Annotated in this window: 18 protein-coding genes; 14 read left to right on the top strand and 4 right to left on the bottom strand. The window is 68.6% G+C overall.

The features are described from left to right. Window positions 1–12 precede the first annotated feature (12 nt). The gene (locus tag AB0D74_RS45830; RefSeq protein ID WP_362600900.1) at window positions 13–1,092 is read left to right on the top strand and encodes a Gfo/Idh/MocA family oxidoreductase; all 1,080 of its coding nucleotides are present in this window, start codon (window positions 13–15) and stop codon (window positions 1,090–1,092) included. A gap of 2 nt (window positions 1,093–1,094) precedes the next feature. Then, window positions 1,095–3,530, top strand: coding sequence for a glycoside hydrolase family 2 TIM barrel-domain containing protein (locus tag AB0D74_RS45825; RefSeq protein WP_362600897.1), 2,436 nt, complete (start codon window positions 1,095–1,097; stop codon window positions 3,528–3,530). 59 nt (window positions 3,531–3,589) lie between these two features. Here the strand turns inward: AB0D74_RS45825 and AB0D74_RS45820 are convergent, their stop codons facing one another. Next, window positions 3,590–6,298 (bottom strand): pectinesterase family protein, encoded by a 2,709-nt coding sequence (locus AB0D74_RS45820; protein ID WP_362600894.1) that lies wholly within the window; start codon window positions 6,296–6,298, stop codon window positions 3,590–3,592. Between the two features lie 197 nt (window positions 6,299–6,495). Here AB0D74_RS45820 and AB0D74_RS45815 point away from each other — a divergent pair, with 197 nt between their 5' ends. The 3 genes from AB0D74_RS45815 to AB0D74_RS45805 all read left to right on the top strand — a co-directional run bounded on the left by AB0D74_RS45815 (window position 6,496) and on the right by AB0D74_RS45805 (window position 11,639). Beyond that, window positions 6,496–8,655 (top strand): sigma-70 family RNA polymerase sigma factor, encoded by a 2,160-nt coding sequence (locus AB0D74_RS45815; RefSeq protein WP_362600891.1) that lies wholly within the window; start codon window positions 6,496–6,498, stop codon window positions 8,653–8,655. A gap of 147 nt (window positions 8,656–8,802) precedes the next feature. After that, a complete protein-coding gene (locus tag AB0D74_RS45810; RefSeq protein WP_362600888.1) occupies window positions 8,803–9,411 on the top strand; it encodes a TetR family transcriptional regulator in 609 nt (202 codons plus the stop codon). A gap of 707 nt (window positions 9,412–10,118) precedes the next feature. Next, on the top strand, window positions 10,119–11,639 hold the full coding sequence (locus AB0D74_RS45805) for an MFS transporter (RefSeq protein ID WP_362600885.1): 1,521 nt from the start codon (window positions 10,119–10,121) through the stop codon (window positions 11,637–11,639). 153 nt (window positions 11,640–11,792) lie between these two features. Here AB0D74_RS45805 and AB0D74_RS45800 read toward each other — a convergent pair whose 3' ends face one another. Next, the gene (locus tag AB0D74_RS45800) at window positions 11,793–12,143 is read right to left on the bottom strand and encodes a helix-turn-helix domain-containing protein (RefSeq protein WP_362600882.1); all 351 of its coding nucleotides are present in this window, start codon (window positions 12,141–12,143) and stop codon (window positions 11,793–11,795) included. 13 nt (window positions 12,144–12,156) lie between these two features. On the opposite strand from AB0D74_RS45800, the gene AB0D74_RS45795 reads away from it, so the two are divergent. Then, entirely contained in the window at window positions 12,157–13,077 is a 921-nt protein-coding gene (locus tag AB0D74_RS45795; protein WP_362600879.1) for an NmrA family NAD(P)-binding protein, read from the top strand. A gap of 187 nt (window positions 13,078–13,264) precedes the next feature. Further along, entirely contained in the window at window positions 13,265–13,891 is a 627-nt protein-coding gene (locus tag AB0D74_RS45790; protein ID WP_362600876.1) for an alpha/beta fold hydrolase, read from the top strand. Between the two features lie 602 nt (window positions 13,892–14,493). Here AB0D74_RS45790 and AB0D74_RS45785 read toward each other — a convergent pair. Then, on the bottom strand, window positions 14,494–14,724 hold the full coding sequence (locus AB0D74_RS45785; protein ID WP_362600873.1) for a hypothetical protein: 231 nt from the start codon (window positions 14,722–14,724) through the stop codon (window positions 14,494–14,496). An 846-nt stretch (window positions 14,725–15,570) separates the two neighbouring features. On the opposite strand from AB0D74_RS45785, the gene AB0D74_RS45780 reads away from it, so the two are divergent. From AB0D74_RS45780 to AB0D74_RS45750, 7 genes are all read left to right on the top strand, one after another. Next, window positions 15,571–15,930, top strand: coding sequence for a nuclear transport factor 2 family protein (locus AB0D74_RS45780; RefSeq protein WP_362600870.1), 360 nt, complete (start codon window positions 15,571–15,573; stop codon window positions 15,928–15,930). A gap of 1,238 nt (window positions 15,931–17,168) precedes the next feature. Next, window positions 17,169–18,284 carry an ABC transporter substrate-binding protein gene (locus AB0D74_RS45775; protein WP_362600867.1) on the top strand — a complete coding sequence of 372 codons (1,116 nt, stop codon included), beginning with the start codon at window positions 17,169–17,171 and terminating at the stop codon, window positions 18,282–18,284. A gap of 4 nt (window positions 18,285–18,288) precedes the next feature. After that, complete coding sequence (locus AB0D74_RS45770) at window positions 18,289–19,167, top strand: branched-chain amino acid ABC transporter permease (protein ID WP_362600864.1); 879 nt, start codon at window positions 18,289–18,291, stop codon at window positions 19,165–19,167. Continuing rightward, a complete protein-coding gene (locus AB0D74_RS45765; RefSeq protein WP_362600861.1) occupies window positions 19,164–20,174 on the top strand; it encodes a branched-chain amino acid ABC transporter permease in 1,011 nt (336 codons plus the stop codon). Before AB0D74_RS45770 ends, AB0D74_RS45765 begins: the two co-directional genes overlap by 4 nt. Continuing rightward, window positions 20,171–20,935, top strand: coding sequence for an ABC transporter ATP-binding protein (locus AB0D74_RS45760; protein WP_362600858.1), 765 nt, complete (start codon window positions 20,171–20,173; stop codon window positions 20,933–20,935). Before AB0D74_RS45765 ends, AB0D74_RS45760 begins: the two co-directional genes overlap by 4 nt. Continuing rightward, window positions 20,932–21,711: an ABC transporter ATP-binding protein gene (locus AB0D74_RS45755; protein WP_362600855.1), complete on the top strand. Its 780-nt coding sequence runs from the start codon at window positions 20,932–20,934 to the stop codon at window positions 21,709–21,711. The genes AB0D74_RS45760 and AB0D74_RS45755 overlap by 4 nt, the downstream gene beginning before the upstream one ends. A gap of 325 nt (window positions 21,712–22,036) precedes the next feature. Beyond that, a complete protein-coding gene (locus AB0D74_RS45750) occupies window positions 22,037–22,414 on the top strand; it encodes a hypothetical protein (RefSeq protein ID WP_362600852.1) in 378 nt (125 codons plus the stop codon). Window positions 22,415–22,485: 71 nt separating this feature from the next. On the opposite strand, the gene AB0D74_RS45745 is transcribed toward AB0D74_RS45750, so the two are convergent. Beyond that, a complete protein-coding gene (locus AB0D74_RS45745; protein WP_362600849.1) occupies window positions 22,486–23,283 on the bottom strand; it encodes an IclR family transcriptional regulator in 798 nt (265 codons plus the stop codon). Window positions 23,284–23,716 lie beyond the last annotated feature (433 nt).

The following is a 23,716-nucleotide window of genomic DNA, read 5'->3' as shown; positions in this document are numbered from 1 at the left end:
AGGCACGTCACCATGGCACCCGTACTTCCCCCCGCACGCATCATCGACCCGGCCTCCGTACCGGCCCTGAACTGGGGTGCGATCGGCAACGGATGGATCGTCCGGCTGTTCACCGAGGCCCTGCACGCCCACACCCGTCAGCGCATCCGGGCCGTCGCCGGCCGCAACGCCGGACGGGCGGCGGCGTTCGCCGCGGAACTCGGCATCGACCGGGCCCACGAATCCCCGCAGGCACTGGTGGCCGACCCCGCGATCGACGTGGTCTATGTCGGCACGCCGCATTCCTCGCACCGCGAGATGGCGCTCCTCGCGATCGCCGCCGGCAAGCACGTCCTGGTCGAGAAACCCCTTGCGCTCTCCGCCGAGGAGGGCCGGGAGATCGCGTCGGCAGCCCGCGCGGCCGGCGTGTTCGTCATGGAGGCGATGTGGACGCGCTACCTGCCGCAGTCCGACATCATCCGTCAACTGCTCGCGGACGGCGCGCTCGGCGACGTCGACCTGGTCATGGCGGACTTCGGCTTCGTGGCCGCCTTTGATCCGGCAGGCCGCATGTGGGACCCGGCGGTCGGCGGAGGCGCTCTCCTGGACGCCGGGGTCTACCCCCTGTCGTTCGCCTCTTCGGTCCTTGGCGCCCCGTCCCGGATCACCGCCTCCGGCGCGATGACCACCACGGGGGTGGACGCACGTGCCGTCGTCCAGCTGACCGCGGCGGGCGGCGCGAACGCGGTCGTTGCGACGTCGATGGTCTCCGCGCTGCCGGTCCGCGCGAGCATCGTCGGCTCGGCCGGACGCATCGACATACCGACCCCCTTCTTCGGCCCGTCGGGCGTCGTCCTCACTCTCGGATCCATCGGGAGTGAGGACACCGCGTCCTGGACGGACGACCGGTTCAAGACGATGCACGAGGGACTGAGTGACCAGGCGAACGCGCTGGCGTCCTATGTGGCGGAGGGCCGCACCGAGTCCCCCCTCCACCCGCTCGACGAGGCCGTCACCGTCCTCGGCACGATCGACGAGGTCCGCCGACAGGTGGCCTCGCAGGACGACGCCGCGCGGGGTGCTGGCACTCCGGGCTCCGAGAGCGGGGTGTGAGCGTGCTTGCCGATCCGTTCAACCGCGGGTGGGGTGTCCGCCCGAAGACCAACCCGTTCTTCGAACTCGCGGGCGCCGTTCCCTATGAGCCGGTCACTCTGCCCCACGACGCGATGATCGGCCGCGAGCGCGCCGCCGACGCGGCCTCTGGGGCGATGAACGGCTTCTTCCCGGGTGGTGACGTGGAGTACCTCAAGGAGATCGAGGTTCCCGATGACTGGTCCGGCCGGCGCGCGTTCCTCTCGTTCGAGGGCGTGTACCGCGACGCGCGCGTCTTCGTCAACGGGGCTCTCGCCGCGCACCGGCCATCCGGCTACTCGGGCTTCGTGGTGCAGCTCGATCCCTACCTGCGCTATGGCACGAGGAACACCGTACGGGTGGAGTGCACCACGCAGGAGGACACGCGCTGGTACGCGGGGCTGGGCATCTACCGGCCTGTGCACCTCTACCTCGGGGGCCTGGTTCACCTCGGTGCCGAGACGTTGCGGGTCACCACGCTCGACATCGACGACGACAACGCCACGGTCGAGGTGTCGGACGTGGTCCACAACGAATCGCCGGTCTCCCGCACCGTCACCGTGGTCACGGAGGTTCTCGACGACGCCGGCCAGATCGTCATGACCGACTCGGCTCCCGTGACCGTGTTCCCCGGCACCTCGGTCGCCGTGCGCCGGCGGCTGGTCCTCGAACAGGTGCGCCGCTGGGGGCCCGACGATCCCTACCGCTACACCGCCCGCGTCACACTCGGCTGCGGCGGGGACGAACTGGACCGCGGCGAGACCAGGTTCGGGATCCGCCGCCTCCAGCTCGACACGAAGCGCGGACTGCGGATCAACGGTGTGCCGGTCAAGCTGCGCGGCGCCTGCGTCCACCACGACAACGGACCCATCGGCGTCGCCACCATCGGCCGTGCCGACGAGCGACGCGTCGAACTGCTCAAGGCGGCCGGATTCAACGCACTGCGCAGCGCCCACACCCCGATGAGCAAGGCCATGCTCGAAGCCTGCGACCGCCTGGGCATCCTGGTCATGGACGAGGCGTTCGACGTCTGGACACGCACCAAGGCACGCCTCGACTACGCCCTGGACTTCACCTCCTGGTGGGAGGCGGACCTTGAGGCGATGATCCGCAAGGACTACAACCACCCCAGCGTCATCATGTACTCCATCGGCAACGAGATCCCCGAGACCGGGAGCGACCTCGACGCCTCCTGGGGCCGCCGCCTCGCCGACACCGTCCGTAGACTCGACCCTCACCGGTACACCGTCAACTGCGTCAACGGCCTGGTCTCCGTCGCCGATCAGATATCCGCGCTTGGTGCCGCGGATGGGGGCAACGACGTCGACGACGGCCACGGAGTCAACGACATGCTGGCGTCGATGGTCGACTTCGCCGCCGCCGTCAACGCCTCCGACCTCGTCAGCGACCGCACCGAGGAGGCTCTCGGCCAGGTCGACATCGCGGGCTACAACTACGGCGAATCCCGGTACACGCTCGATCCTGGGCGCTTCCCCCACCGGATCATCGTGGGAAGTGAGACGAGCCGCTCAGACATCGCCGGCAACTGGGCACTGGTCAGCCGGCTTCCGCACGTCATCGGCGACTTCTGCTGGACCGGCTGGGACTACCTCGGCGAAGCGGGCATCGGCCGGTTCAACCCGGCCGAGGGCGATGCCACGGCCGGTGTCACCGGCTCCTTCCCCTCTTTGACGGCAGCAGCCGGGGACCTTGACCTGACCGGAAGCCGGATGCCCGCGTCCTACTACCGTGAGACCGTCTTCGGCCTGCGCGGTGAACCGTTCATCGCCGTGCACCGGCCCGCGCGGTTCGAGGAGAAGGCAGCGCCGAGCATCTGGGGCTGGGCCGACGTCCTCGACAGCTGGAGCTGGGCCGGTGACGAGGGGAAACCGGTTCGAGTCGACGTCTACTCGGACGCGGACGAGGTCGACCTGCTGGTCAACGGAACGGTCGTCGGCACAGCTGCCGTCGGACAGGGACAGCCGTTCGTCGCCTCTTTCGACACCGTCTACGAGCCGGGCACGGTGACGGCCGTCGCCCGCAGCGCCAGCGCCGAGAGAGGGCGGGCCAGCCTGACCACCGCCACAGGTCCCCTGCGCCTGCGAGCGAACAGCGATGCCCGGATACTTACCGACGACGACAGCGCTCTCGCCTTCGTGCGCGTCACGCTCGTGGACCGTGACGGCAACCTCGACACCACCCAGGACCTTCAGGTACGCGTCGAAGTCACGGGTACCGGCGTCCTGCAGGGTGTGGCTTCCGGCGATCCCGCCCCGGACGAGCCGCTTGCCGGGAACACGCGGTCCACGTATCAGGGATCGCTGCTGGCCGTGGTCAGACCTACAGGGAGAGGGCGGATCACGGTGACCGCGTCCGCGACCGGCTGCGAGCCCGGCGGTATCGAGATCGCCGTGCGGTGAGGGGCCTCGTCGGCAGGAGGACCAGGTCCTCCTGCCGACGAGGAGCGTCGGCTGGGCTGCTACTTGAGGCTGCTGCGGCTCTGCACGACGAAGGCCGAGCCGGAAGCCGCGGTGATCGTGGTGGATTTTCTTGACACCTCGGCGTTCCGCGCGATCAGCCCCGTCTTCGCACTGATGCGCACAGATGTCAGGGTCACCCCGGTGATCGGCTTCTCCGGCACTCCGATGATCTGACCGGCCTCGTTGGCGCCGGTCGCGGTGATGTTGGCGATGGTGATGTCGTGGAAGTCCGGCGTGTTGCGGTCGACCGTGTGCGCGGCATCGCCGTCCGCAGGAATGGACGGGTAGTAGCCCGTGATCTGGATCGGGGTCACCACGTCGGTCATCGTCAGGTTCTTGTACGTGACGTCGTGGACCTCGCCGGCACGGCCCCGCGCGGACTTGATGCGGACTCCGGCGGTGGTGCCCTTGAGGGTGTTGTCGTGGATGTTGATGTCGTAGATGCCGCCGGCTGTGAAGCTTCCGATGGACAGGCCGTGGCCGTGCAGGATCGTGCAGTTGCTCAGCGAGATGCCGTGGGAGGGCCCGCCCTCTGACGAGGAGTCGATGGCGATGTTGTCGTCCCCTGTGTCGATGGTGCTGCGGGTGACCGCGATTCCCGAGGACGACCAGACGTCGATGCCGTCCGTGTTGGGAGCGTCCGACGGCGCGTAGATCCTGATCTTGTCGATGGCGGAGGCGGTCACCTTGCTGAAGGTGATGTTCACGTTGGGGGCGTTCCGCAGAGCGATCCCGGTGATCTTCACCTTCGAGGCGTCGTTGACGAAGACCAGGCCGGGGCGGGACGACTGGGCCTGCCCCGCGGCCCGCTCAGCCGCGTTCCTGGCCCACCACGAGGCCCCCTGGCCCTCGATCGTGCCCCCGCCGGTGATCGTGAGGTTCTTCACCCCGGATGCCTGGAGGAGCGGAGCCAGGACCGAACCCGACCCGGGGTAGTCCGACTTGTTCTGCGAGGCGAGCAGGGTGGCGCCCGAATCGATCCGGAACGTCGTGCCCGAGGCCAGCTTCAGGGCGCCCGAGAGGTACTTGCCGGTGGTCAGCTCGACGGTGCCCTTGCCGGCGCAGGCGTTGATCGCCTTCTGCAGGGCGGCGGTGTCCTTCGTCCTGCCGTCGGCCTTCGCACCGTAGCCGGTGGGCTTGCAGACCTTGCCGGACGTCGGCGTCGTCGACGTGCTGGTCGCCGTGGTCGGGTTCCATCCGTCCTTGCCGGCCAGGTACTTCACCGGGGTGTAGTTGGCAGCCTGGGAAGCGCTCAGCTGCGGCCGGTCGGAATTGACCGTCGCGCCGGCCCCGGTGTTCCTGTACTCGGTGAACCGGGCACCCTTCCAGGTGGCGTCGGACATGTCGGTCCAGGGCTGGCTGGCGTTGACGAACGACCCGATGACGGACTCGCGGTAGAGCACCTGGGCGTTCTGCCGCCAGGGACGTCCCAGGCTCGCGGCTCCCACCGGTCCGGACCCGGTGATCTTCGACTTGTAGAAGAGGAAGCCGTAGGGGCGCGTCGCCGGTGTGCTGGCTGCGGTGATGACCCCGCCGCCCAGCTGGTGGATCTCTGACCGGTCGAAGACCCCGATGCCGCCGCCGAAGATGAAGTCGACGGTGCCTTGCACATACGACTTCCGGAAATAAGCCCGCGCGGAGTCGTTGACGAGCAAGGTGTCCTGATGGCCGAGGATCCGCACGTTCGTGAGCACCGCGCGGTCGGCAGACAGGCTCAGCGCCACCGCCTGCCCCGGGTTGGCCGCGAAGTCGTAGTCGTTGGAGATGGTCAGGTTCGACGCCGAGAAGTCGTGCCCGTCGACGAACGCGGTCGCGCTGCCGAAGGTTCCGTACGTCGTCCCGTCCGGCTTCTTCGTGCCGGCCCCGTGCCGCTGGACGAGGACGACGTCCGAAGAGGTCGCCCCCAGGCCCTTCAACGTCACGTAGGGTTTGTCGGCCGGGATGCTGAAGACGCCCCGGTACGTACCCTTCTTGACGGCAATGGTCACCGGCTTCGTGTTGTTCGCCGGGACCTTGTCGACAGCCGCCTGGACGGTCTTGACGTCGCCGGATCCGTCCGCTGCGACCGTGATCGTCTTGCCGGCGGCATGGGTCGGAGCACCGCTGCTGCCCGACACCGAGGTCAGGGTCCAGCGCTTGTTGCTGCTGCTCGTGCAGCTTTCCTGAATGATGGGGGAGCCGGGTGCGGTGCTGGCCCTGGTGTCACTGGCGCACAGGCCGGTGCCGGCGTTCACGATCTGGTACGTACCGTTCTGGGCCGGCTTCAACGTCCACTGCTGGTCCGCCCTGGCACTCTTGCAGTTCCACTGCCGAAGCCGGGCTCCGCTGCTGGCGGAGCCGTTGGGGGCATCGAGGCACAGTCCGCTCGCGACCGACTTGATGGTGAACCTGCCCGATCCCCGCTTGACCAGGGTCCACTGCTGGTTGGTCTGCCCGTTGCTGCAGCCCCACTGCTGTATCTGGGTGCCGGCCGACGTACCGCCCCCGACGAGGTCCATACACAGACCGCTTCTGGCGACCGTGAGGCGGTAGGTTCCGGCCTTCACGGCGGCCGACCCGCCGCTGCTCGAGCCGACGCCGGCCGCCGCCGCGACGCCGAGTCCCGCAAGGACGATGGCCGCCACGGTGATGACTGCCCCGAGCGGCTTGCGGGCCCGTCTCCTTCGCTTGTGCCGGCGGACGTGCATGAGGTTCTTTTCTGAGTTCACGCTTCTGAGACGGCCCGGCCCCGGAGGTCATAACACGTTTCCGGCGCGGGTTTCAGGCAACTTGCATCCGTCCGGGCCCGGCTTGGCGGATCCAGCGGCCCGTGCCATCATCAGCCGCCATCCCCTGGAGATCACGGTACGAGGATGCGATGCGCGAGGTTTCAGGCAGACCCCAAACGGCCGACATACCTGCCGAGTTGTACGGAACCGACCTGGTCAACGCGGCCCGATCCGGTGACCCACAGGCGCAGGCCGCCCTGTTCGGCCAGTGTCTGCCGCTGGTCTACAACATCGTCGGCCGAGGCTTGCACGGGCACACGGATGTCGACGACGTCGTCCAGGAGACGATGCTCCGTGCCATGCGAGCGCTGCCCCAGCTCCGTGAACCCGAACGGTTCCGCCCCTGGATCCTGGCCATAGCGATCCGTCAGATCCAGGACCGCGGACGGCGCAGCAAACTCACTTTGGCCCATGTGCGGCCGCTCTCCGAGGAGATCGATGTCCCCGATCCTTCCGGGGACATCGCGGACCGCGCCATCGACCGGCACACCCTGTCCCGTGCCGGGGACGTCCTGTTGGAGGCCAGCCAGTGGCTCAGCGACGATCAGCGGCAGACCATGGCCCTGTGGTGGCAGGAGACCGCGGGATATCTGACCCGCGCCGAGGTCGCCGACACATTGCGGCTGAGCGTCCCCCACACCGCCGTGCGCATCCAGCGCATGAAGGCCAGACTCGAACTCGCCGTCGGCGTGCTCAACGCGTGGCGCGCGCAACCGCGATGCGCCGAGCTGAAGTCCCTCGCGGACACCGCCGGGCCTGCGGCCGGAGGGCGCCTGCTGACCAAACTCAGCCGCCATGTCGAGAGATGCGCCCGATGCGCGGCCGCGACCCGCGCGCGGCGATCGATCGACGACGCCCCGATCCGGATCAGTGCACTGACGGTCCCGGTCGCACTGACGGCCGGAATCCCGGACATGGTCGCCCACCACGTCGCGGTCACCGGCCCGGTGTCCTCCCTGCTGACCGCTCTCCGACACACCCTGGCCCCGGCCTCGGCGAAGTCGGCCGCCATCGGCGGCGGCGCGGCCCTCGCCGCCGTCATCGGCACCGCGGTCTATCTGGGCCCCCCGTCCAGCCCCCGTACCGACCCGGCGGAGCAGAGCCCGGCCGCGACAGCCAGTGCCCCGTACCTGCCGGGCCGGATCTCCAGCCCCTCGGCTACGGAACCGGCGGCCCCCTCACCGTCCACCGCGTCGCCTGCCTACTCGGGCCTGACGACAGCGGACTACTACGTCGCTCCGGGCGGAGACGACACGAATCCGGGCACCCTCGCCCGGCCCTTCGCCACCGTGACCCGAGCTGTCTCCAAGGCCGCCCCCGGTCAGACGGTCGCCGTCCGCGGAGGCACCTATCACCCCAGGGCCACCATCACCCTCAAGGCTTCCGGCACCGCCCATCGCCGGATCACCGTGAGCAACTACCGCAACGAGCATCCCGTGCTCGACGGGTCCCGGCTCCCGGCCGGTACCTCGCTCGTCGTCCAGAGCGGTGGTCACCTCAGGGTGCAGGGCCTGGAGATTGTCAACGCCCCGGCTCACCCCTACGTTTGTGCCTCCTGCCATGACAGTGTCTTCGCCCGGCTCAGTGTTCACGGCAACGGCGACACCGGTCTGTGGCTCCACGGCACCGGAACGCACGACAACCTGATCCTGAACAGCGACTTCTTCGACAACCATGAGTCCGGGACCACCGGCGGACACGTCAACGGAGTGGTGTTCAACGACGGCACCGGGACGGGCAACCGAATCCAGGGATGCCGGATCTATGACAACTCGGGTGACGGGGTGGACCTCAGCCGATTCGCCGACGCCGTGACCATCGACCGCACCTGGGCGTTCGGTAACGGCGTCGACCGCTGGGATTTCCGGACCTTCTCCGGAGGGGGAAGCGGATTCAAACTCGGCGGTGACGCAGGCCTTCAGGTCGCCCATGCCGTCTCGAACAGTGCGGCCTGGGACAACGCCGGCTTCGGATTCACCGAGACAGGAAGTGCCGGCACCGCGCAGCTGGCCAATGACACGGCTTTCCGTAACGGTGCGGCGGGCTTCGCCTTCGTCTCCTCCGCCGCAGTCCTGCAGCACAACCTCGCGCTGGCGAACCATCCTGACGACTGGCTGGGCGGCCGGACACGACAGGCGGACAACTCCTGGCAGCAGTCGGGCTGGACGATGGCGGTGCTCCGCATCACAGACTCCGCCTCGACGACCGGTCCGCGAGGTACCGACGGAAGGCTGCCCTCCACGACCTTCCTCAGTAACACGAAGAACTCCGCGATCGGCGCCACCATGCAGCCCTGACATGTGCACCGTGCCCAATCACAAAAAAACTGGATAAACACCTGCTTGTTTCGAATTCAGTTGACATGATCAGTGATCTGCCGCCGTGTCGGTCGACGAGCTGGACGCTTGTAGCATCGATGCCGAAAGCGGGAGAGGAGCAGGGGCGTGACCAGGGCCGACGACGTGGGCGGCGTACCGCACCGTGAGCGCAAGGGGGAGAGGACCCGTCGGCGGATCCTGGAAGCGGCCCGGTGCAGGTTCGCTCAGGTCGGTTACGAGCGCGCCACTATTCGGGCCATTGCGGCGGAAGCCGGAGTGGACAAGTCGTCGGTCATCCAGTACTTCGGCACCAAGCAGGGGCTCTTCCGTGAAGCCGTCCACTGGCACGTCCCCATCGACGAACTCACCACCGAGGACTCGTCCCGCACTGTTGAAAACTACCTGCGCGGGATGCTGGGCGCCTGGTCGGCCGACCCCGACAGTCCCATGGCCGTCCTGCTCCGCTCCAGCATGACCAGCGAGGAGGCGGCCGGCATCCTTCGTCGCCATATCACCGCCGAGGTCGTCGGCCCTGTGGCAGCCAGGGTCGGGGCTCCCGACGCCCGACTGCGCGCCGCGCTGAGCAGCGCGATGATGATGGGCATCGCCAGCCAACGGCATCTGCTGGGCATGCCGGACCTGGCTCAGGCGGACCTGGAGGACATCCTGCGCATCATCGTGCCGGTCATACGCGAGCTCATTGCTCCGGGGGGCGGCTCTGCCGCCGAGCGCTGAGCCCCGTCGTGGGCACGGTCGGCGCTCGTGACACCCCCGCCTGGAAAACACCGCCCCGCCTGCATCGTGTTGCCTCTGTCGACGAGCCGGCCCCTCCTTCCGAACGGCGGTGCCATCCGGAAGCGGCGGAGCTGAACGTCGTCGACGCTCTGGCCGAGGTGTGTGAGCGACCACTGGCTTCGTGATCGCGAAGCCGGTTCGGTCCGTGGCCGGGCTTCGGCGCCGCGGACGGCCATGAGTCGGTCGCAGTGATCGCGTACGGCGGGGCGACCGATCCCGGCCGTACCGCCATGGCGCACGGCCGGTGGCCGTGACGGGGCACCAGCATGACCGGGGGCTGGGGCGGCGCACCCCCGGCCCCGTCCCGTTCCGCTGAGCAGGGACTTGTGGGGAGCTGGACCGGATGCTCCGGTGACGTGGACTGCACCGGGGAGAGCCAGAGGGCTGCGATGGAGACTTTCTGACGCCCGCCGGGGGCCGGGAGGTGTCCGTCGGCTTCATCGTTGGGCCAGACGAAGCCCTGGCCTCCCGAAGCGTCCCTCGGCGGTCATCGAAGCGGGATGGGGCGCGTACCTGCCTCGCTTCGTCCCGTTTACGGTGCGATTATGGCCCGCTGCACGCTGCTGTGGGACACCCCGTGAGAAAATTTCTCAACGGTTGTATATTTTTCGGTGTCCGAACCTGACGCTTCCCCTGGAGCGAGACGTATGTCCACTCACAGCGCACCGGCAACCGACCGCGATGCCGCGCCCCCCGGCGGGACCCACCGCCACCTGGGGCTGGCCCTCGCGGTGATCGCTGCAGCTCAGCTGATGGTCGTGCTCGACGGCACGATCACGAACATCGCTCTGCCGAGCATCCAGACCGATCTCGACGTCTCTGCCGCCAACCTGGCGTGGATCGTCAACTCCTACGCACTCGCGTTCGGCGGACTGCTGCTGCTCGGCGGCAAGAGTGGTGACCTTTTCGGACGCCGACGGATGTTCCGTATCGGAATCGCCATCTTCACCCTCGCCTCCCTGCTGGGCGGACTGGCACCCAACGAGGGGATGCTGATCAGCGCGCGCGTCTTGCAGGGCGTCGGCGCCGCGATCGCCGCACCGACCGCGCTCTCGTTGATCGCGACCACCTTCCCGGAAGGAAAGCCCCGCAACAAGGCGATGGGCGTCTACGCCGGCATGGCCGGCCTCGGCTCCACGGTCGGCCTCCTTCTCGGCGGCGTGCTCACCGACTACCTGGACTGGCGCTGGGTCTTCTTCGTCAACATCCCCATCGGCCTCGCGGTCCTGGCCGGTACCACCGTCCTCGCCGAGGGCGCACGCAACCCGGGCCGCCTCGACATACCGGGCGCCGTCACCGGCACCGGCGGCCTGCTGGCTCTCGTGTACGGCATCATGCGCGGCGGCAGCCACGGCTGGACCGACGGCCTGACGCTGGGCTCCTTCGCCGCGGCCGTCGTACTGCTGGTGGCCTTCCTGGCGCTGCAGACGACCGTGAAGAACCCGATGCTGCCGTTGCGCCTGTTCAGGAACCGCAGTCGCTCCGGTTCCTACGGCACGATGCTGTTCCTGGGTGCGGGCATGTTCGCCACCTTCTACTTCCTGACGCTGTACATGCAGCAGATTCTCCGCTACAGCCCTGTCAAGACCGGGTTCGCCTACCTGCCGTTCAGCTTCGGCATGGCGCTCGCCGCCGCCACGGGCTCCCGGCTGATCGCCAAGCTGCCGCCGCGTGCCATCGCCGGGCCGGGTCTGCTGGTCGGTGCGGCAGGCATGTTCTGGTTCAGTACCCTGAAGGTGGACTCCTCCTACGCCACACACCTGATGCCCGCGATGTTCGTGACGTCACTCGGCCTCGGCCTGAGTTTCGTGCCCATGACCCTGGGCGCGGTCAGCGGCGTGGAACACCGTGACACCGGCATAGCCTCGGCACTGCTCAACACCGCCCAGCAGGTCGGCGGGGCGCTCGGGCTCGCGGTGCTGTCGACCATCTCCGCCTCCGCCGCCGACGACCGGCTGCCGCAGGCGGCAAACACCTTCTACCAGGCGATCGCGATGAAGAACTGGCCGCTTGTCCGCAAGGCGGCCGAGGCGCTCACCCACGGTTACACCACGGCGTTCACCGTCGCCGCCGTGTTCTTCCTGGGCGGGCTGCTGATCACCGTCACGGCGGTCAACGCCAAGAAGCAGGTGCACCGCGAGGAAGAAGTTCCCGTCCACGCTGTCTGACCCGCCCACCGGCCGGTCCAGCCGGATTTCCGGAGCGCCCTGAGCGGAACAGCGCGGCTCGGCCGCCGGCTGGTGCTCGACCGACCCGCAGGGCGGTGTTGGTCTCCGTCCTGCAGGTCGGGCGCCGACGTCGTCCAGGGGGGCCAGGGCTGCCTATGGCTGCTTCGCACCCACGGGTGCGGGTGTGGGGTCGGGAATCGCCATGGCCCATGCCGCCATGGCTTCCAGTACGTCGTACAGCCCTTCGCCCAACGGGGTGAGCGCGTATTCGACGCGCGGTGGGATCTCGGGGAAAGCGGTGCGAGTGACGATGCCATACGTCTCGAACTGACGTAGCCGACTGGTCAATGTGTGTGCACTTATGCCTGGAAGGGCCCTGCGTAGCTCGGTGAAGCGGTGTGGCCCGGCAAGCAGCTCCCTGACGATGAGAGTGGCCCACGGGCCGTCGAGAAGCCGCAGAAAACGGGTTACTCCACAGCGGGGCAGTGTGGTGGGGCTGGTCATGCGGGCGACTGTAATGCAGCTCGGTGCAGTTGAAGTAACTGATGCAGTGTGTGCACTAATAGGGATTATGAGCTACGTGATTCATGGCGCCACTGGCGCCCAGGGCGCCCCGGTCGTTGCTGCCCTCGTTGCCGCGGGCAAGCCGGTGACCGCCTTGACCCGCAAGACCGACGCCGTCATCGAAGGCGCCCGCGTGATGGCCGCCGACCTGTCGTCCAGCGAACAGCTGGTCAGTGCCTACCGTGGTGCCGACGGGGTGTTCGTGCATCTACCGATGGGCGACAAGGACGACGTGCGCAAGTACGTGCACAACATCCTCTCGGCCCTTCGCGAGGCACGGCCGGGCCGCGTGGTGTTCTCCACCAGCGGTCCCGTCGTCGACCTGCCCGGCAGCGTGCTTCAGCAGCCGGCCGACAGCCCGGTGGCGGCCATGGTCGCCGGGCTTGAGGACAGCGGTCTGTCCTGGACGGTGCTCACGCCGAGGCTGTTCCTGGAGAACCTGCTCCTGCCGCCCATCGGCGCGGTCGTCCGGGAACAGGGCGTACTGCGGTTCCCGCTCCGTGCCGACTTCCCGGTCTCCTGGGTCTCCCACCGGGATGTCGCGGATGCCGCTGTGGCGGCCCTGCTCGACCACCCCGAGGTCACCGGCCTGGTCGGTGTCGGGCAGGTTCCGGCGATCACCGGCGCGGACCTGGCGGAGGCGTTCGGTGGACGCCTCGGCCGCGATGTGACCTACCAGGCGATCACGCCCGAGGAGTTCGGGGAGATGCTGGCCCCGCTGATCGGCGCAGGCCCCGCGGCTGGCGTCGCAGGGCTCTACCGGCTGCTCGCCACAGTGCCCGACTTCGCGATCGCGTCCGAGCGGTCCGCGCAGACACTGCTCGGCATCACCCCGCGGACCGCCGACCAGTGGCTCGCCGACATCAGACTGTGAGCCATGCGGTCCACCGGCCCCGCGTGGTCGCCGAACTCGTGAGACCAGGGTGCCGGAGACAGAGTTCTCCCCACCGACCAACTACTTCGCGGAGAGTCTTATGACCTTCTTCCAGAGCGATGGCGCGCGGATTCACTACACCGAGCACGGATCGGGCTTTCCGGTACTCGCACTGGGTCCGGGCGGCATGCGATCGGCGGCTTCCGTCTGGGCCCGGGCACCGTGGAGTCCGATCACCGAACTGGCCGCCACCCACCGTGTGATCGCCATGGACCAGCGCAACGCGGGCGCCTCGACGGCCGAGGTGACCGGCAGCGAGACCTGGGGCACCTATGCCGAGGACCAGCTCGGCCTGCTCGACCATCTTGGGATCGAGCGCTGCCATGTGGTGGGCATGTGCATCGGTGGCCCGTTCATCCTGCGGCTGCTGCAGGAGGCGCCCGAGCGGTTCGAGCGTGCCGTGATCCTTGCGCCGAACGGCCTCGACAACAACCGCGACAGTTTCCGGAAGATCTTCGACGACTGGGCGGCCGAACTCGCTCCCCAGCACCCCGAGGCGGGGCCGGCCGAGTGGGCGGCCTACCGGGAGTCGCTCTACGGCGTCGACGACGTGCTGCTCAGCGTGCCCGAGACACTTCTGCCGACGATCCGGACGCCTCTGATGGTCCTGCAGGAGGACAACCTCTACCACCCGCTCAGCACATCCCTGCTGCTGGCCTCCGCCGTGCCGGGGGCCCGTCTTGTCGAACGCTGGAAGGAGCCGGCCGACCTGATCGTGGCCCGCACAGAGATCGCCGAATTCCTCACGCCCTGAGAACCGGTTGCCGCCCGACGGCCTTCCGTCTCTGTGCGGAACGCGGACGTCCCAGGCTCATGTCCCCGGTGACCACTGGGCACATGAGCCTTCGTCGGCGGGGACCTGTCAGGAGTCCGCGTCGTCGGCGCTGCTGCTACGGCGCCGGAGGGCGATCGCCAGGGTGACGGTCACGAGGATCCCCGCGGCGGACCCGGCGGTCCAGATCACCGTGCTCGCGCGGGACGTTTGGGGCGGCAGCGCGGGGGACGCGGCCAGGGGGATGACCGCCTCGTCGTTTCCTGGGGTCCGGTCGAACGGGTTGGACGTGCGTACGGTGCCTTTCGCACCGGGGACTTGGCGGTCGATGCGGACCCTGAACCCGATGACGGTCGTCCCTCCTTCGTGCAGTACCTCGAGAACCCGTCGTAGCCGATCTTGCAGACGAACGCCCCGCCTTGCTTCTGCGGCGGCGCGCATGCCCAATCGTTGCCATCGCCATCGAAGGTGAACGGGATGGAGGTCACCGTGGTGCCTTCCGGAGGCACCACCTCGAAGCGGCCCAGTGTCTCCCGCGCTCAACGGCCGTCCGGGTCCGTTGCCGCGCACACCCAGCTGGACCGTCACCGTTTCGCCGACCCGGCCCCGGACGGTCGAGATGACCGCTGGTAGTCGACCTGCACAGTGGTCGTGACCTTGACGTACCCGGTGTCGCTGGTGAGGCCGCGGTCCGCCGTCCTGGTCAGGGCTGGCGGGGGTTCGGTCCCGCGCGCCGTGAGTTCGAAGGGGCGTTCGGGTTCGGGCGACCAGGCGTAGGAGAGGGAGCCCGCCAGCTTGGCAAAGCACACCGCCAACAGGCCACGAAGTGTCAGAATCCGTCAAATAGCAATAAAAAACAATAAGAAACACTGAACCATGACAGAGCGCCTAAATCGGAGTTGGCGCCGTGGCGGGTCCGTCCTCGGGCCGCTTCACACTTGAGGTGTCGATGAGTGGCGACGTCACGCGCGGATCGCGCAGCGCCAAGGACGGTGGGATAGAGGCCGGTCGCGCTCCTGCGTGAGCGCATCGAGCCGGTGGATGCGGGGCGGTGTCTCGTTTATCGGTGTCGCGAACTTTGCTGGCCCTTGCGTGATATGCGTAACTCGAGGTTCAACTGCATGCACAGTGCGGGCGAGGCGGGTCTCAGGCTGGATGAGTGTGTTCTGAACTCTTTACGTCGAACCCTTATGTGTGCACACTTTGACCACTGCGGGTCGCTGCTGACCGAAAACAGCGTGACGGCCGGTGGGCTTCGAAACCGTAGGGGACGTCATGAGTGAAGTGAGCCGCACGATGGCATCAGGCCGGTCCTTATGGTGACGGCGGAGGGGGTAGGGGAAGGCCTGGCCGGCAGGATCTGACCCTTCTGCTCCAGCGTCGTCGTCGGCGACTCCACCGTGCCCCGCGGTTCGGCGATGGACTTGTGCGGGACGTCGCGCGCGTGAGTCGTCCGATGTGCGAAGCCGTCACCTGCTGCCTCGGGCGGCGGGTGCACTGCGTCCGTCAGGGCGCAGCCAGGGAGTCCTCGGCAACGCCCGGCGGAAAAGGCTTTCGCCGGGCGTATGGAGGCGGTCTGCCGCGATGCGGTCTGCGCCGCACGCAAGACCGTGCGGGAGTGTGCCGCCGTCGCATCCAGTACTAACGAAGTGAGAAACGTTATGAGCAGTGGCTTCACCAAGAATGTGTTTGCTTTGGTCGATTCCGGTGACGCCGCGGGCTTCGGCCGGCTGTTCGCGTCGTGTGGCCGCATGCGGTTCGCCAACGGTGAGCCGATGACAGGTCCCGAGGCCATCGAGGCTGGCGTGAAGAACTTCTTCACCACGATCAAGGGGCTTCGCCACACCGTTCTCAGGGAGTGGGCCGACGGTGCCGACACCATCATCGAGTTGTCGGTTGACTACGACCGGTTGGACGGTCGCACGGTCACCATCCCCGTCGCCGTCATCTGGCACGTCGACGACTCGGGCCTCTTCGACGACTACCGCGTCTACTTCGATCTTGCTCCCGTCTTCGCCTGACCGGCGCGACCGATACCACCAGTTCCCCTCTGCAGGGGTGCGCTGGGCTCCGTCCAGGACTGTCGATGAGTCGATGAGCGGCCCCGGACGGGAGCCTCGGCATGCATGAATCCAGCCATGGCTGCGGCGCCGTCATCACCGGCGTCACTTCAGGCGTGAGCAAGGGCTTCGGTCCGCCGATTCATCAAGGGCAAAGGCCGTGCGCACGCAAAGGAGCGCGATGCTGCGTCTGTGGAGTCGGCGAGGGGGTTCGCGGTCGCTGTTTTCACGGACCCCGGACACGAGGCCGCCCTTGAGGCCTGTCCGGGAATCTGTCCCGCCGCCACGTTCCTCGACATGGAGGGAGCCAGGAGGAAGCCGGAGGCGGCCTGGCCTGTACTCCTGATTGTGCCGGACCGGTCGGCATGGAGTTCCCCGGAGAGATCAAAGCCGTCTGCCGCAGAAGAAGGTCCTGACTGTCGGCGGCATGCCGAAGGGGAACTCGCCCGCGGCGGCAGGCAGGCCTCCCGTGTCGCAACGGCCTTGGGCGCCGACGTCACCACCGGCACTTGGTTCCGTTGCTTCGGCTTTGTCCCGAGCGGAGACCGGCCCGCCGGAGGCTCGCTGACGCCCGTCCGGCGAACGGCGAGGTCACCGTCGACTCGAATCTCAAGGCCGTGGGTCAGAGCGTGGTCTTCGGCCCCGGCGACGTCACGGACTTCGTGGAGGCCGAGCGTGCTGGCGCGATGTGTCACATCGCGGTCGTCGTGAAAGGGTCACCTCCCTGGTCAGGCAGAAAGGGGGCTGGCGGCCTACCTGCCGTGCCGCTTCCGCTCGGCCCCGATGGTGGAGCGGTAGCCCGTCCGGCAAGGGTGTCGCCGGACCTGAAGTCGCCTTCCAGACGCAGGCCTGATGAGCGCTCATCCCTGCAACTCTTCAGGATGCAACCGGTGCAAGGGTACGGCCGGCGGTGGGCGAGCACGGCTCAGATGCGGGGCGGAGCCGTAACGGAGCGAATACCGGTCCCGTCCCACCCTGTTGTCTCGCCTGACTCGGACGCACGCGCCGGACGCCCATCAATCAGCTGGGGCCGATCAGTGGCGGTCGAGCATCGCACTTCCTCGTGCTCGCGGAACGGGACGGCTCCGACGTATTGACCTCCCTCCAGCTTCACTGTAGGACAGAGAGCAATTCTGCAAAGAGGAAAATCGGGAGTGTCTCGCATGAGCCGTCAGGCCTCCATAACCTCGCTACTACTGATGCTGCTCGCCACTTGGTGCACCGGGTGCGGGGGCAGCGTCTCCGCCTCCGAGAGCGGCTCTTACACCATCGGGCTGATCACCAGTCAGACCGGCAGCGCCAGTCAGCTGGGAGCCGGTGAGCTGAAAGGAGCGCAGCTGGCGGTCGACACCGTCAACGCGGCAGGCGGGGTGGGCGGACACCGGCTTGAGCTCCGGGCCTCCGACGACCAGAGCAACCCATCGCAGACCGTGCTCGCGACCCGCCGGATGCTCTCCTGGGCGGACGCTGTCGTCGGACCCTCCGTGGCGGGTGCCTGCAACGCCGCTGCGCCCCTGACGACAAGCGCCCGCATCATCGACTACTGCCTGTCTCCGGGCATCCGGCCGGCAGCGGGATCGACGACGTGGTCGGCCAGCGCCTCGACGGAGGCTCTCGCCGAGCGCCTGGTCGGCTACTGGCAACGGCGGGGAATCACCCGCATCGGCCTGCTGCACACCACCGACGCCAGCGGGATCGACGGTGCGCGCGCCCTGCGGTCGGCCGTGGCGGGGGCGGAAGGCATGCGCCTGACCGGAGTCGCGGACTACGACCCCGGTGCCATCTCCGTCACCTCGCAGATACAGATCGCCACCGGAGGGCGGCCGCAGGCTCTGGTCGTGTGGGCGAGCGGAGCCGCCGCGGGCGTCGCCTTCAAGGGGCTCAAGGAGGCAGGGAACACCTTGCCGGTGGCGACCACGGACGCCAACCTCACCTTCACCTTCATGCAGCGCATCGCCTCGTACACACCACGGACACTCCTGGTGCCGGCCACCCGGGACTTCTGGGGGGACCAGGTCAACGGTGACGCGGCGGACCGGGTCAGGGACTACCAGGCCGCGTACCGCAAGCGGTTCAGGGAGACACCGGACTTCGGACCGGGCGTGGCCTACGACGCCGTGCTGCTGGTCGCCAGGGCACTGCAGCGGGCCGAGGGAAACCCCCGGCAGGCCGTGCGCGAGCTGGAGCGGCTCGCGGACTTCCACGGTGTCCTCGGCACCTACACCTTCGGCCCGAACGACCACCGCGGCCTGACCGTGGACGACGTCGCCGTCGTTCGGGCCACCCGCGGCGGCTTCACCTACGCAGGGAGGTAATGCCGTGTCGGACACACTGCAGATCGTGCTCTCGGGACTCGTCGACGGCTGCGTCTACGCGCTGATCGCACTGGGCATGACGCTCGTGTACTCCATCAGCCGGGTGATCAACCTGGCCCAGGGCGGATTCGTCGTGCTGGCCGCGTTGACGGCGGTGTCCCTGGAACAGCACACCGGCCTGCCCGAACTCGCCGTCGCGGCACTGGTCGTGATCCTGTTCGCAGGCGGTCTGGCGGTGATCGACCGCCTGGTGATCACGCCTGGTGCGCGGCGCACCACGCCCGACCGCATGCTCCTGGTCACGGTCGGACTGCTCCAGGCGATCGGCGGCCTGCTCCTCGTGGTCTGGGGCAGTTTGCCGTACACCATGGACCCGTTTCCGCCCTCGGGCACCACCGTCGTCGGGGGAGTCCGGATCAACTCGCAGTACTACTGGATCGTGGGCGCGCTGGCGGTCTCGGTCGCCGGGCTGTGGCTGCTGCTGCACCGCACGGCGCTCGGCACCGTCATGCGGGCCACCGCCAGCAATCCGCTGGGCGCGTCGCTCACGGGGGTCAACACCGACCGGGTGCGGCTGGTGGCGTTCAGCCTGTCCGGCGCCATGGCCGCACTCGCCGGAACCACGGTCATACCCGTGACGTTCCTGCAGTTCAGCACAGTGACGTCGTACGCCGTGGCCGGCTTCATCGCGGCCGTCGCGGGCGGCCTGGGCAGCAGCGCCGGCGCGGTGGCGGGCGGCCTGGTCCTGGGCCTGCTGCAGGCCCTCTTCGCCCGCTACATCAGCAGTGAGCTCGCGGAGGTCGTCGCGATCGGCGCCCTCATCGTCGTTCTGCTGTTCCGGCCGAGCGGGATGTTCGGCAAGACGAGTGAGGTGCGCCGATGAGCTCTCCCAGCCTTCCCGGACGACTCGGCAGCACGGCCGGCACGGCCGCCGCGCCGCCGCAGGACGAGGCGCGGCGGCTGCCCAGGGCGGTCCTGCCGGCCGCCGGCGTGGCCGTGGCCGCCGTTCTGCCGTTCGTCGTTCCGGGCTGGACCGGTCTTCTCGTCGTCGTGGGCATCTTCTTCCTGGCCGTTCTGGGACTCGACGTGCTCACCGGCCTGGCGGGACAGGTGTCCTTGGGCCAGACGCTGTTCATGGCACTGGGCGGCTACGGCGCCGGGCTGCTCACCCTGCGCCTGCACTGGCCGACCACCGTCGCCACCGTCGTCATGGCACTGGGCAGCGCGCTGGTGGCGGCCCTGCTCGGCGGGAGCCTGCTGCGGCTGCGAGGCTACTACCTGGCCCTCGCCACGCTGGGCCTCGCCGTCATCACCGAGTCGCTCGCCTCCGGACTGCCTGATCTCACGGGCGGCCCGTCGGGACTGGTGGCCATCCCGAGCCTCCAGCTGGGCGGCTGGACGGTCTTCTCCGACCGTGCCAACTACTACGTCCTGCTGGCCGTCTGCGCGCTCGGCGCCTGGTTCACGGCCAACGTGCGGCGCAGCCAGACCGGGCGGGTCCTGACCAGCATCGCGGCCGACAGCCCGGCCGCCGCCATGCTCGGCATCAACACCGCGCGCTACAAGACCCAGGCGTTCGTGGCGTCGGCGGTCTTCGCCTCGGTCTCCGGCAGCCTGTACGCCTTCTACCTGCGGTTCATGTCCCCCGACGTCATCAGCGTGACCGTGGCGTTCAGCATCGTGATCATGCTGGCTCTCGGCGGCGCCCGAACGCTGGCGGGGCCGCTGATCGGGGCCCTCGTCCTGCAGGGCCTGCCGCAGGCGGGGCAGGCCTTCGCACGGTGGGAGCCGCTCGTCGCCGGTCTCGTGCTCATCGGCGTCATGACCTACTTCCCCCGCGGCCTGTGGGGGACGGCCACGTCACTCACCCCCTGGAGGAAGGCACGATGAGTATCTTGCTCGAGGTCACCGGGCTGACCCGCCGGTTCGGCGGCATCACCGCCGTCGACGACGTCTCCTTCACCGTGGGGGAGGGCAGCGCATGTGCCGTCATCGGCCCGAACGGAGCCGGCAAGACGACCCTCCTCGACCTGGTCACCGGATTCACCACGCCCGACGAGGGCACGGTGCGGCTCGACGGCCAGGACGTCACGGGCCTGGCCCCCCACAGACTGCCGGCGAAGGGGCTGCTGCGCACCTTCCAGTCGGCCCGCCTGGTCCCCCTGCTGTCCGTCCGGGACAACGTCATGCTCGGCGCCCACCGCTTCACCCGCGCGGGCTTCCTCTCCGACGGCCTGCGCCTGCCACGCACCCGACGGGAGGAGCGGGCGCTGCGCGCGCGGGCCGACGCCCTTCTGGACTTCCTCGGCCTGCACCCGTTCGCCGAGCGCCCGGCCGCGGAACTGCCCGCGGGAGCACAACGGCTGGTGGAAGTGGCCCGCGGACTGGCCGGAGGGCCGCGGATCCTGCTGCTCGACGAACCCGCCGCGGGACTGGACGACACAGAGACCGTCGAACTCGCCGACGCCCTGCGGGCTGTGCACGCCGAGGGAATCGCCCTCGTCCTCATCGAGCACAACATGGACCTCGTCGCCGGTGTCAGCGAACGGATCCTCGTCCTGGACGCGGGCCGGGTCCTCGCCGACGGTCCGCCGGACGCCGTCCGCAACGACCCGGCAGTGATCGAGGCCTACCTGGGAGCCGCGGCATGACCGTCGAGATCGACAGCCTGGAGGTCCGCTATGGTGCCACCCGCGCCCTGCGCGACGTCTCCTGCCGGGTGGCCGGGGGAGAGGTGCTGGCCCTGATCGGGGCCAACGGCGCGGGAAAGTCCACGCTCTTGCGCACCCTGGCGGGAGTGACCCGGCCCCGGGCCGGCACCGTCCGCGTCCTGGGGCAGGACACCACCCGCCTGCGCGCCCACGACATCGCGCGAAGGGGCCTGCGCCTGGTCCCCGAGGGCCGCCACCTCTTCGACGACCTCACGGTGGGCGAGAACCTCTGGATGGGAGCCCACCGCTCACGCCGTGAGGCGGAGCGCAACAGCTCTCAGCTGGAGCGGGTCTTCGAACTCTTCCCCGTGCTGCGGGAGTTCGCGGGCAGACGGGCCGGCGCGCTGTCCGGAGGGCAGCAGCAGATGGTCGCCATCGGCCGGGCACTGATGGGGCGACCGAGCGTCCTGCTGCTGGACGAACCGTCCCTGGGCCTCGCGCCTCGCTACGTCGCCCAGATCATGGATGTCGTCGGCGGGCTCGCCGCCGACGGCACCACCGTGGTCATCGCGGAGCAGAACGCGGCCGCTGCACTGCGGACGGCCGATCAGGGCATCGTGCTGTCCAACGGCCGCATCACCCACAGCGGTCCCGCGCGTGGCCTTCTGGAGGACGACGACGTCAGCCGCCACTACCTCGGAGTGGGTACGAACGACCGCACGGACGGCGGCGAGCCGCGCCGTCTGACGCTCGCCCTGGACCGCCTGGACGTCTGAGCCCGCCGGAGGTCCGCCGGAAAAGCCCTCGGGACATAGAGCCCGAGGGCGCTGCGGCACTTTGTGAGGGGCCGGGCCATGCGGACCGCCCGGCACGGCTCGGGGTTCACGGGTCGACGTATCGAACCCTACAGGTCGGCAACGTCACGCCTGCACGGCGCGAGCCAGTCTCGTCGCCGCGTTCACCAGGTCCTTGCCGTACCTCTCGGGGTGGTGCCCCTCAGGGGCGACGACGGCGATGACAGCGATCGGAGGGCCATCCTGGCCGCGTACGGCTGCTTGCGCCTACGCGGACCGGAAGGTCGCCGTGCTCGGTGCCACGGCCGTGAACTTTCACGAGAACCTCGCGATGGATCTCTTCGACGGCACAGTGACGGGCTCGTTCAACTACGCCCTTGAGCCGATGCTCAAGCACATCGCCGCGTGGCGAGCCGGAGACCTGGACACGGCACGCAAGATCTGGCTCGGGGGAGGACTTATGGCCCTGCACGAGTTCGTCTACGCGGAGTGGGGCCGCCTCCACGTCCGCTACAAGATCGCGACCTGGCTGCGTGGGTTCATCGACAGCCCGTTGATGCGGTCGCCCATGCCGAAGCCGCACAAGAACGAGGTGGAGACCCTTGCGCACCTGCTGGAGGCGGCCGGCCTGTCCGTGCGCGACCACTCCGACATCAGGACCGTCGCCGACGCTCTGCCGCGCTGACCCCCAGCACCGTCAGGCTGCGGCCGACCGGCACGGTCTCTTGCCGGCCACCGTCACACGGCACGGGCGGCTCAGAGCAGAACCTGTGAAGCCCGGTCGACGGTGGCACGCAACAGCTCACCGATGTGCTTGGTGTCGGCCCGGCTGATGCGCCCGGCCGGGACAGCCGTGTTGAAGGCGAGGCGGAGGGAGGGCAACTCGGCAGGGAAGGCCACCGCGACGGAGGAGACGCCCTCCTCTCCCTCTTCCGAACTCGTCGCATAACCGCGTCGACGGATGGCGGCAATCTCCCGCTCCAGGTCGCTGCGGCTGCGGATCGAGTGCTCGGTGAGTCCCGGAAGCTCCTCCTCCGGGTAGAGCTGATGGAGTTGCTCGGTCGACAGAGTCGTGAGCATCGCCTTACCCGATGATGTGCAATGAGCCAGCATGGACCGGCCGAGCCGTGAGGCCACCCGCACCGCCTTGGGGCTTTCGATGGCGTCGATGAACCGCACCGTAGTGCCGTCGAGCACACTCAGGTGAACTGTTTCCGCGGTTTCGCGGTGGAGTTCTTCGAGGAACGGCCGAAGCGGATCCCGCACGTCGAACCGCTGCAGGATCGAAAACGCGACACCAGTCAGCGCGGCTCCCGGCACATAGGCCTTCGAGCGGTCGTCCTGCCGGACGAAGCCCCGGTACTGCAGCATGGCGAGCAGCCGGTGCGCCGTCGAGGAGGCGACCCCGAGGTACTTCGCCACCTCTGTGAGGCGCAGTTCACTGCGCTCGCCCAGAAGCAGCAGGATCCGCATGGCGTTGTCGACCGACTCGATGGGGTACTGCGGCCGGGACCCCGCGGTGAGCTGCTGATCCGGGGACGAGGATTTCTTCATAGCAGAAATCTTAGTCCGGCTTGCCGGTCGCGTGTCGCAGCATTCAGCTCGGCGGAACACGGGCAGAGCGGTCCGGGCCGGATGCGTTCACGAGCACTGCGGGGACTGTCGTGCTGCAGGTGTCCGGCGACGGCGCGGTCAGGAGCGTCCGACACCGCGGCGGTGGCCGGCCCCGCGGCTCGTGAACGCATCTCCCCCCGGCTGTCCTCGCCCCGAGAAACGATGAACGGCCCTCCGGCGCCCGCTCTCCCGCAAGCGCGCCGTCCATCTGATCTGCAGAGAGCTTCTCAGGCAAGCGGATCTCTTCGGGATACCACCGTCTGAACATGCCGGAGGCGTTGACCGCCTGCAACAAGTGGAGTTACTTTCCTTCTGCAGAGCAGAGATTCATTCCTGTGAGAGGAGAAGTCGTGGCGGGAGCGAGCGGGCCCGA

The organism is Streptomyces sp. NPDC048278, assembly GCF_040652195.1.
GTDB lineage: Bacteria > Actinomycetota > Actinomycetes > Streptomycetales > Streptomycetaceae > Streptomyces.
This window is presented reverse-complemented; position numbering and strand designations above follow the sequence as displayed.

What these genes read in the sequence shown, in the direction of transcription:
- AB0D74_RS45795 (WP_362600879.1), top strand. Translation starts at nt 12,157, where the DNA reads ATGCAGCTCGGTGCAGTTGAAGTAACTGATGCAGTGTGTGCACTAATA.
- AB0D74_RS45765 (WP_362600861.1), top strand. Translation starts at nt 19,164, where the DNA reads ATGAGCTCTCCCAGCCTTCCCGGACGACTCGGCAGCACGGCCGGCACG.
- AB0D74_RS45760 (WP_362600858.1), top strand. Translation starts at nt 20,171, where the DNA reads ATGAGTATCTTGCTCGAGGTCACCGGGCTGACCCGCCGGTTCGGCGGC.
- AB0D74_RS45755 (WP_362600855.1), top strand. Translation starts at nt 20,932, where the DNA reads ATGACCGTCGAGATCGACAGCCTGGAGGTCCGCTATGGTGCCACCCGC.
- AB0D74_RS45790 (WP_362600876.1), top strand. Translation starts at nt 13,265, where the DNA reads ATGCGATCGGCGGCTTCCGTCTGGGCCCGGGCACCGTGGAGTCCGATC.
- AB0D74_RS45830 (WP_362600900.1), top strand. Translation starts at nt 13, where the DNA reads ATGGCACCCGTACTTCCCCCCGCACGCATCATCGACCCGGCCTCCGTA.
- AB0D74_RS45775 (WP_362600867.1), top strand. Translation starts at nt 17,169, where the DNA reads ATGCTGCTCGCCACTTGGTGCACCGGGTGCGGGGGCAGCGTCTCCGCC.
- AB0D74_RS45805 (WP_362600885.1), top strand. Translation starts at nt 10,119, where the DNA reads ATGTCCACTCACAGCGCACCGGCAACCGACCGCGATGCCGCGCCCCCC.
- AB0D74_RS45780 (WP_362600870.1), top strand. Translation starts at nt 15,571, where the DNA reads ATGAGCAGTGGCTTCACCAAGAATGTGTTTGCTTTGGTCGATTCCGGT.
- AB0D74_RS45800 (WP_362600882.1), bottom strand. Translation starts at nt 12,143, where the DNA reads ATGACCAGCCCCACCACACTGCCCCGCTGTGGAGTAACCCGTTTTCTG.
- AB0D74_RS45745 (WP_362600849.1), bottom strand. Translation starts at nt 23,283, where the DNA reads ATGAAGAAATCCTCGTCCCCGGATCAGCAGCTCACCGCGGGGTCCCGG.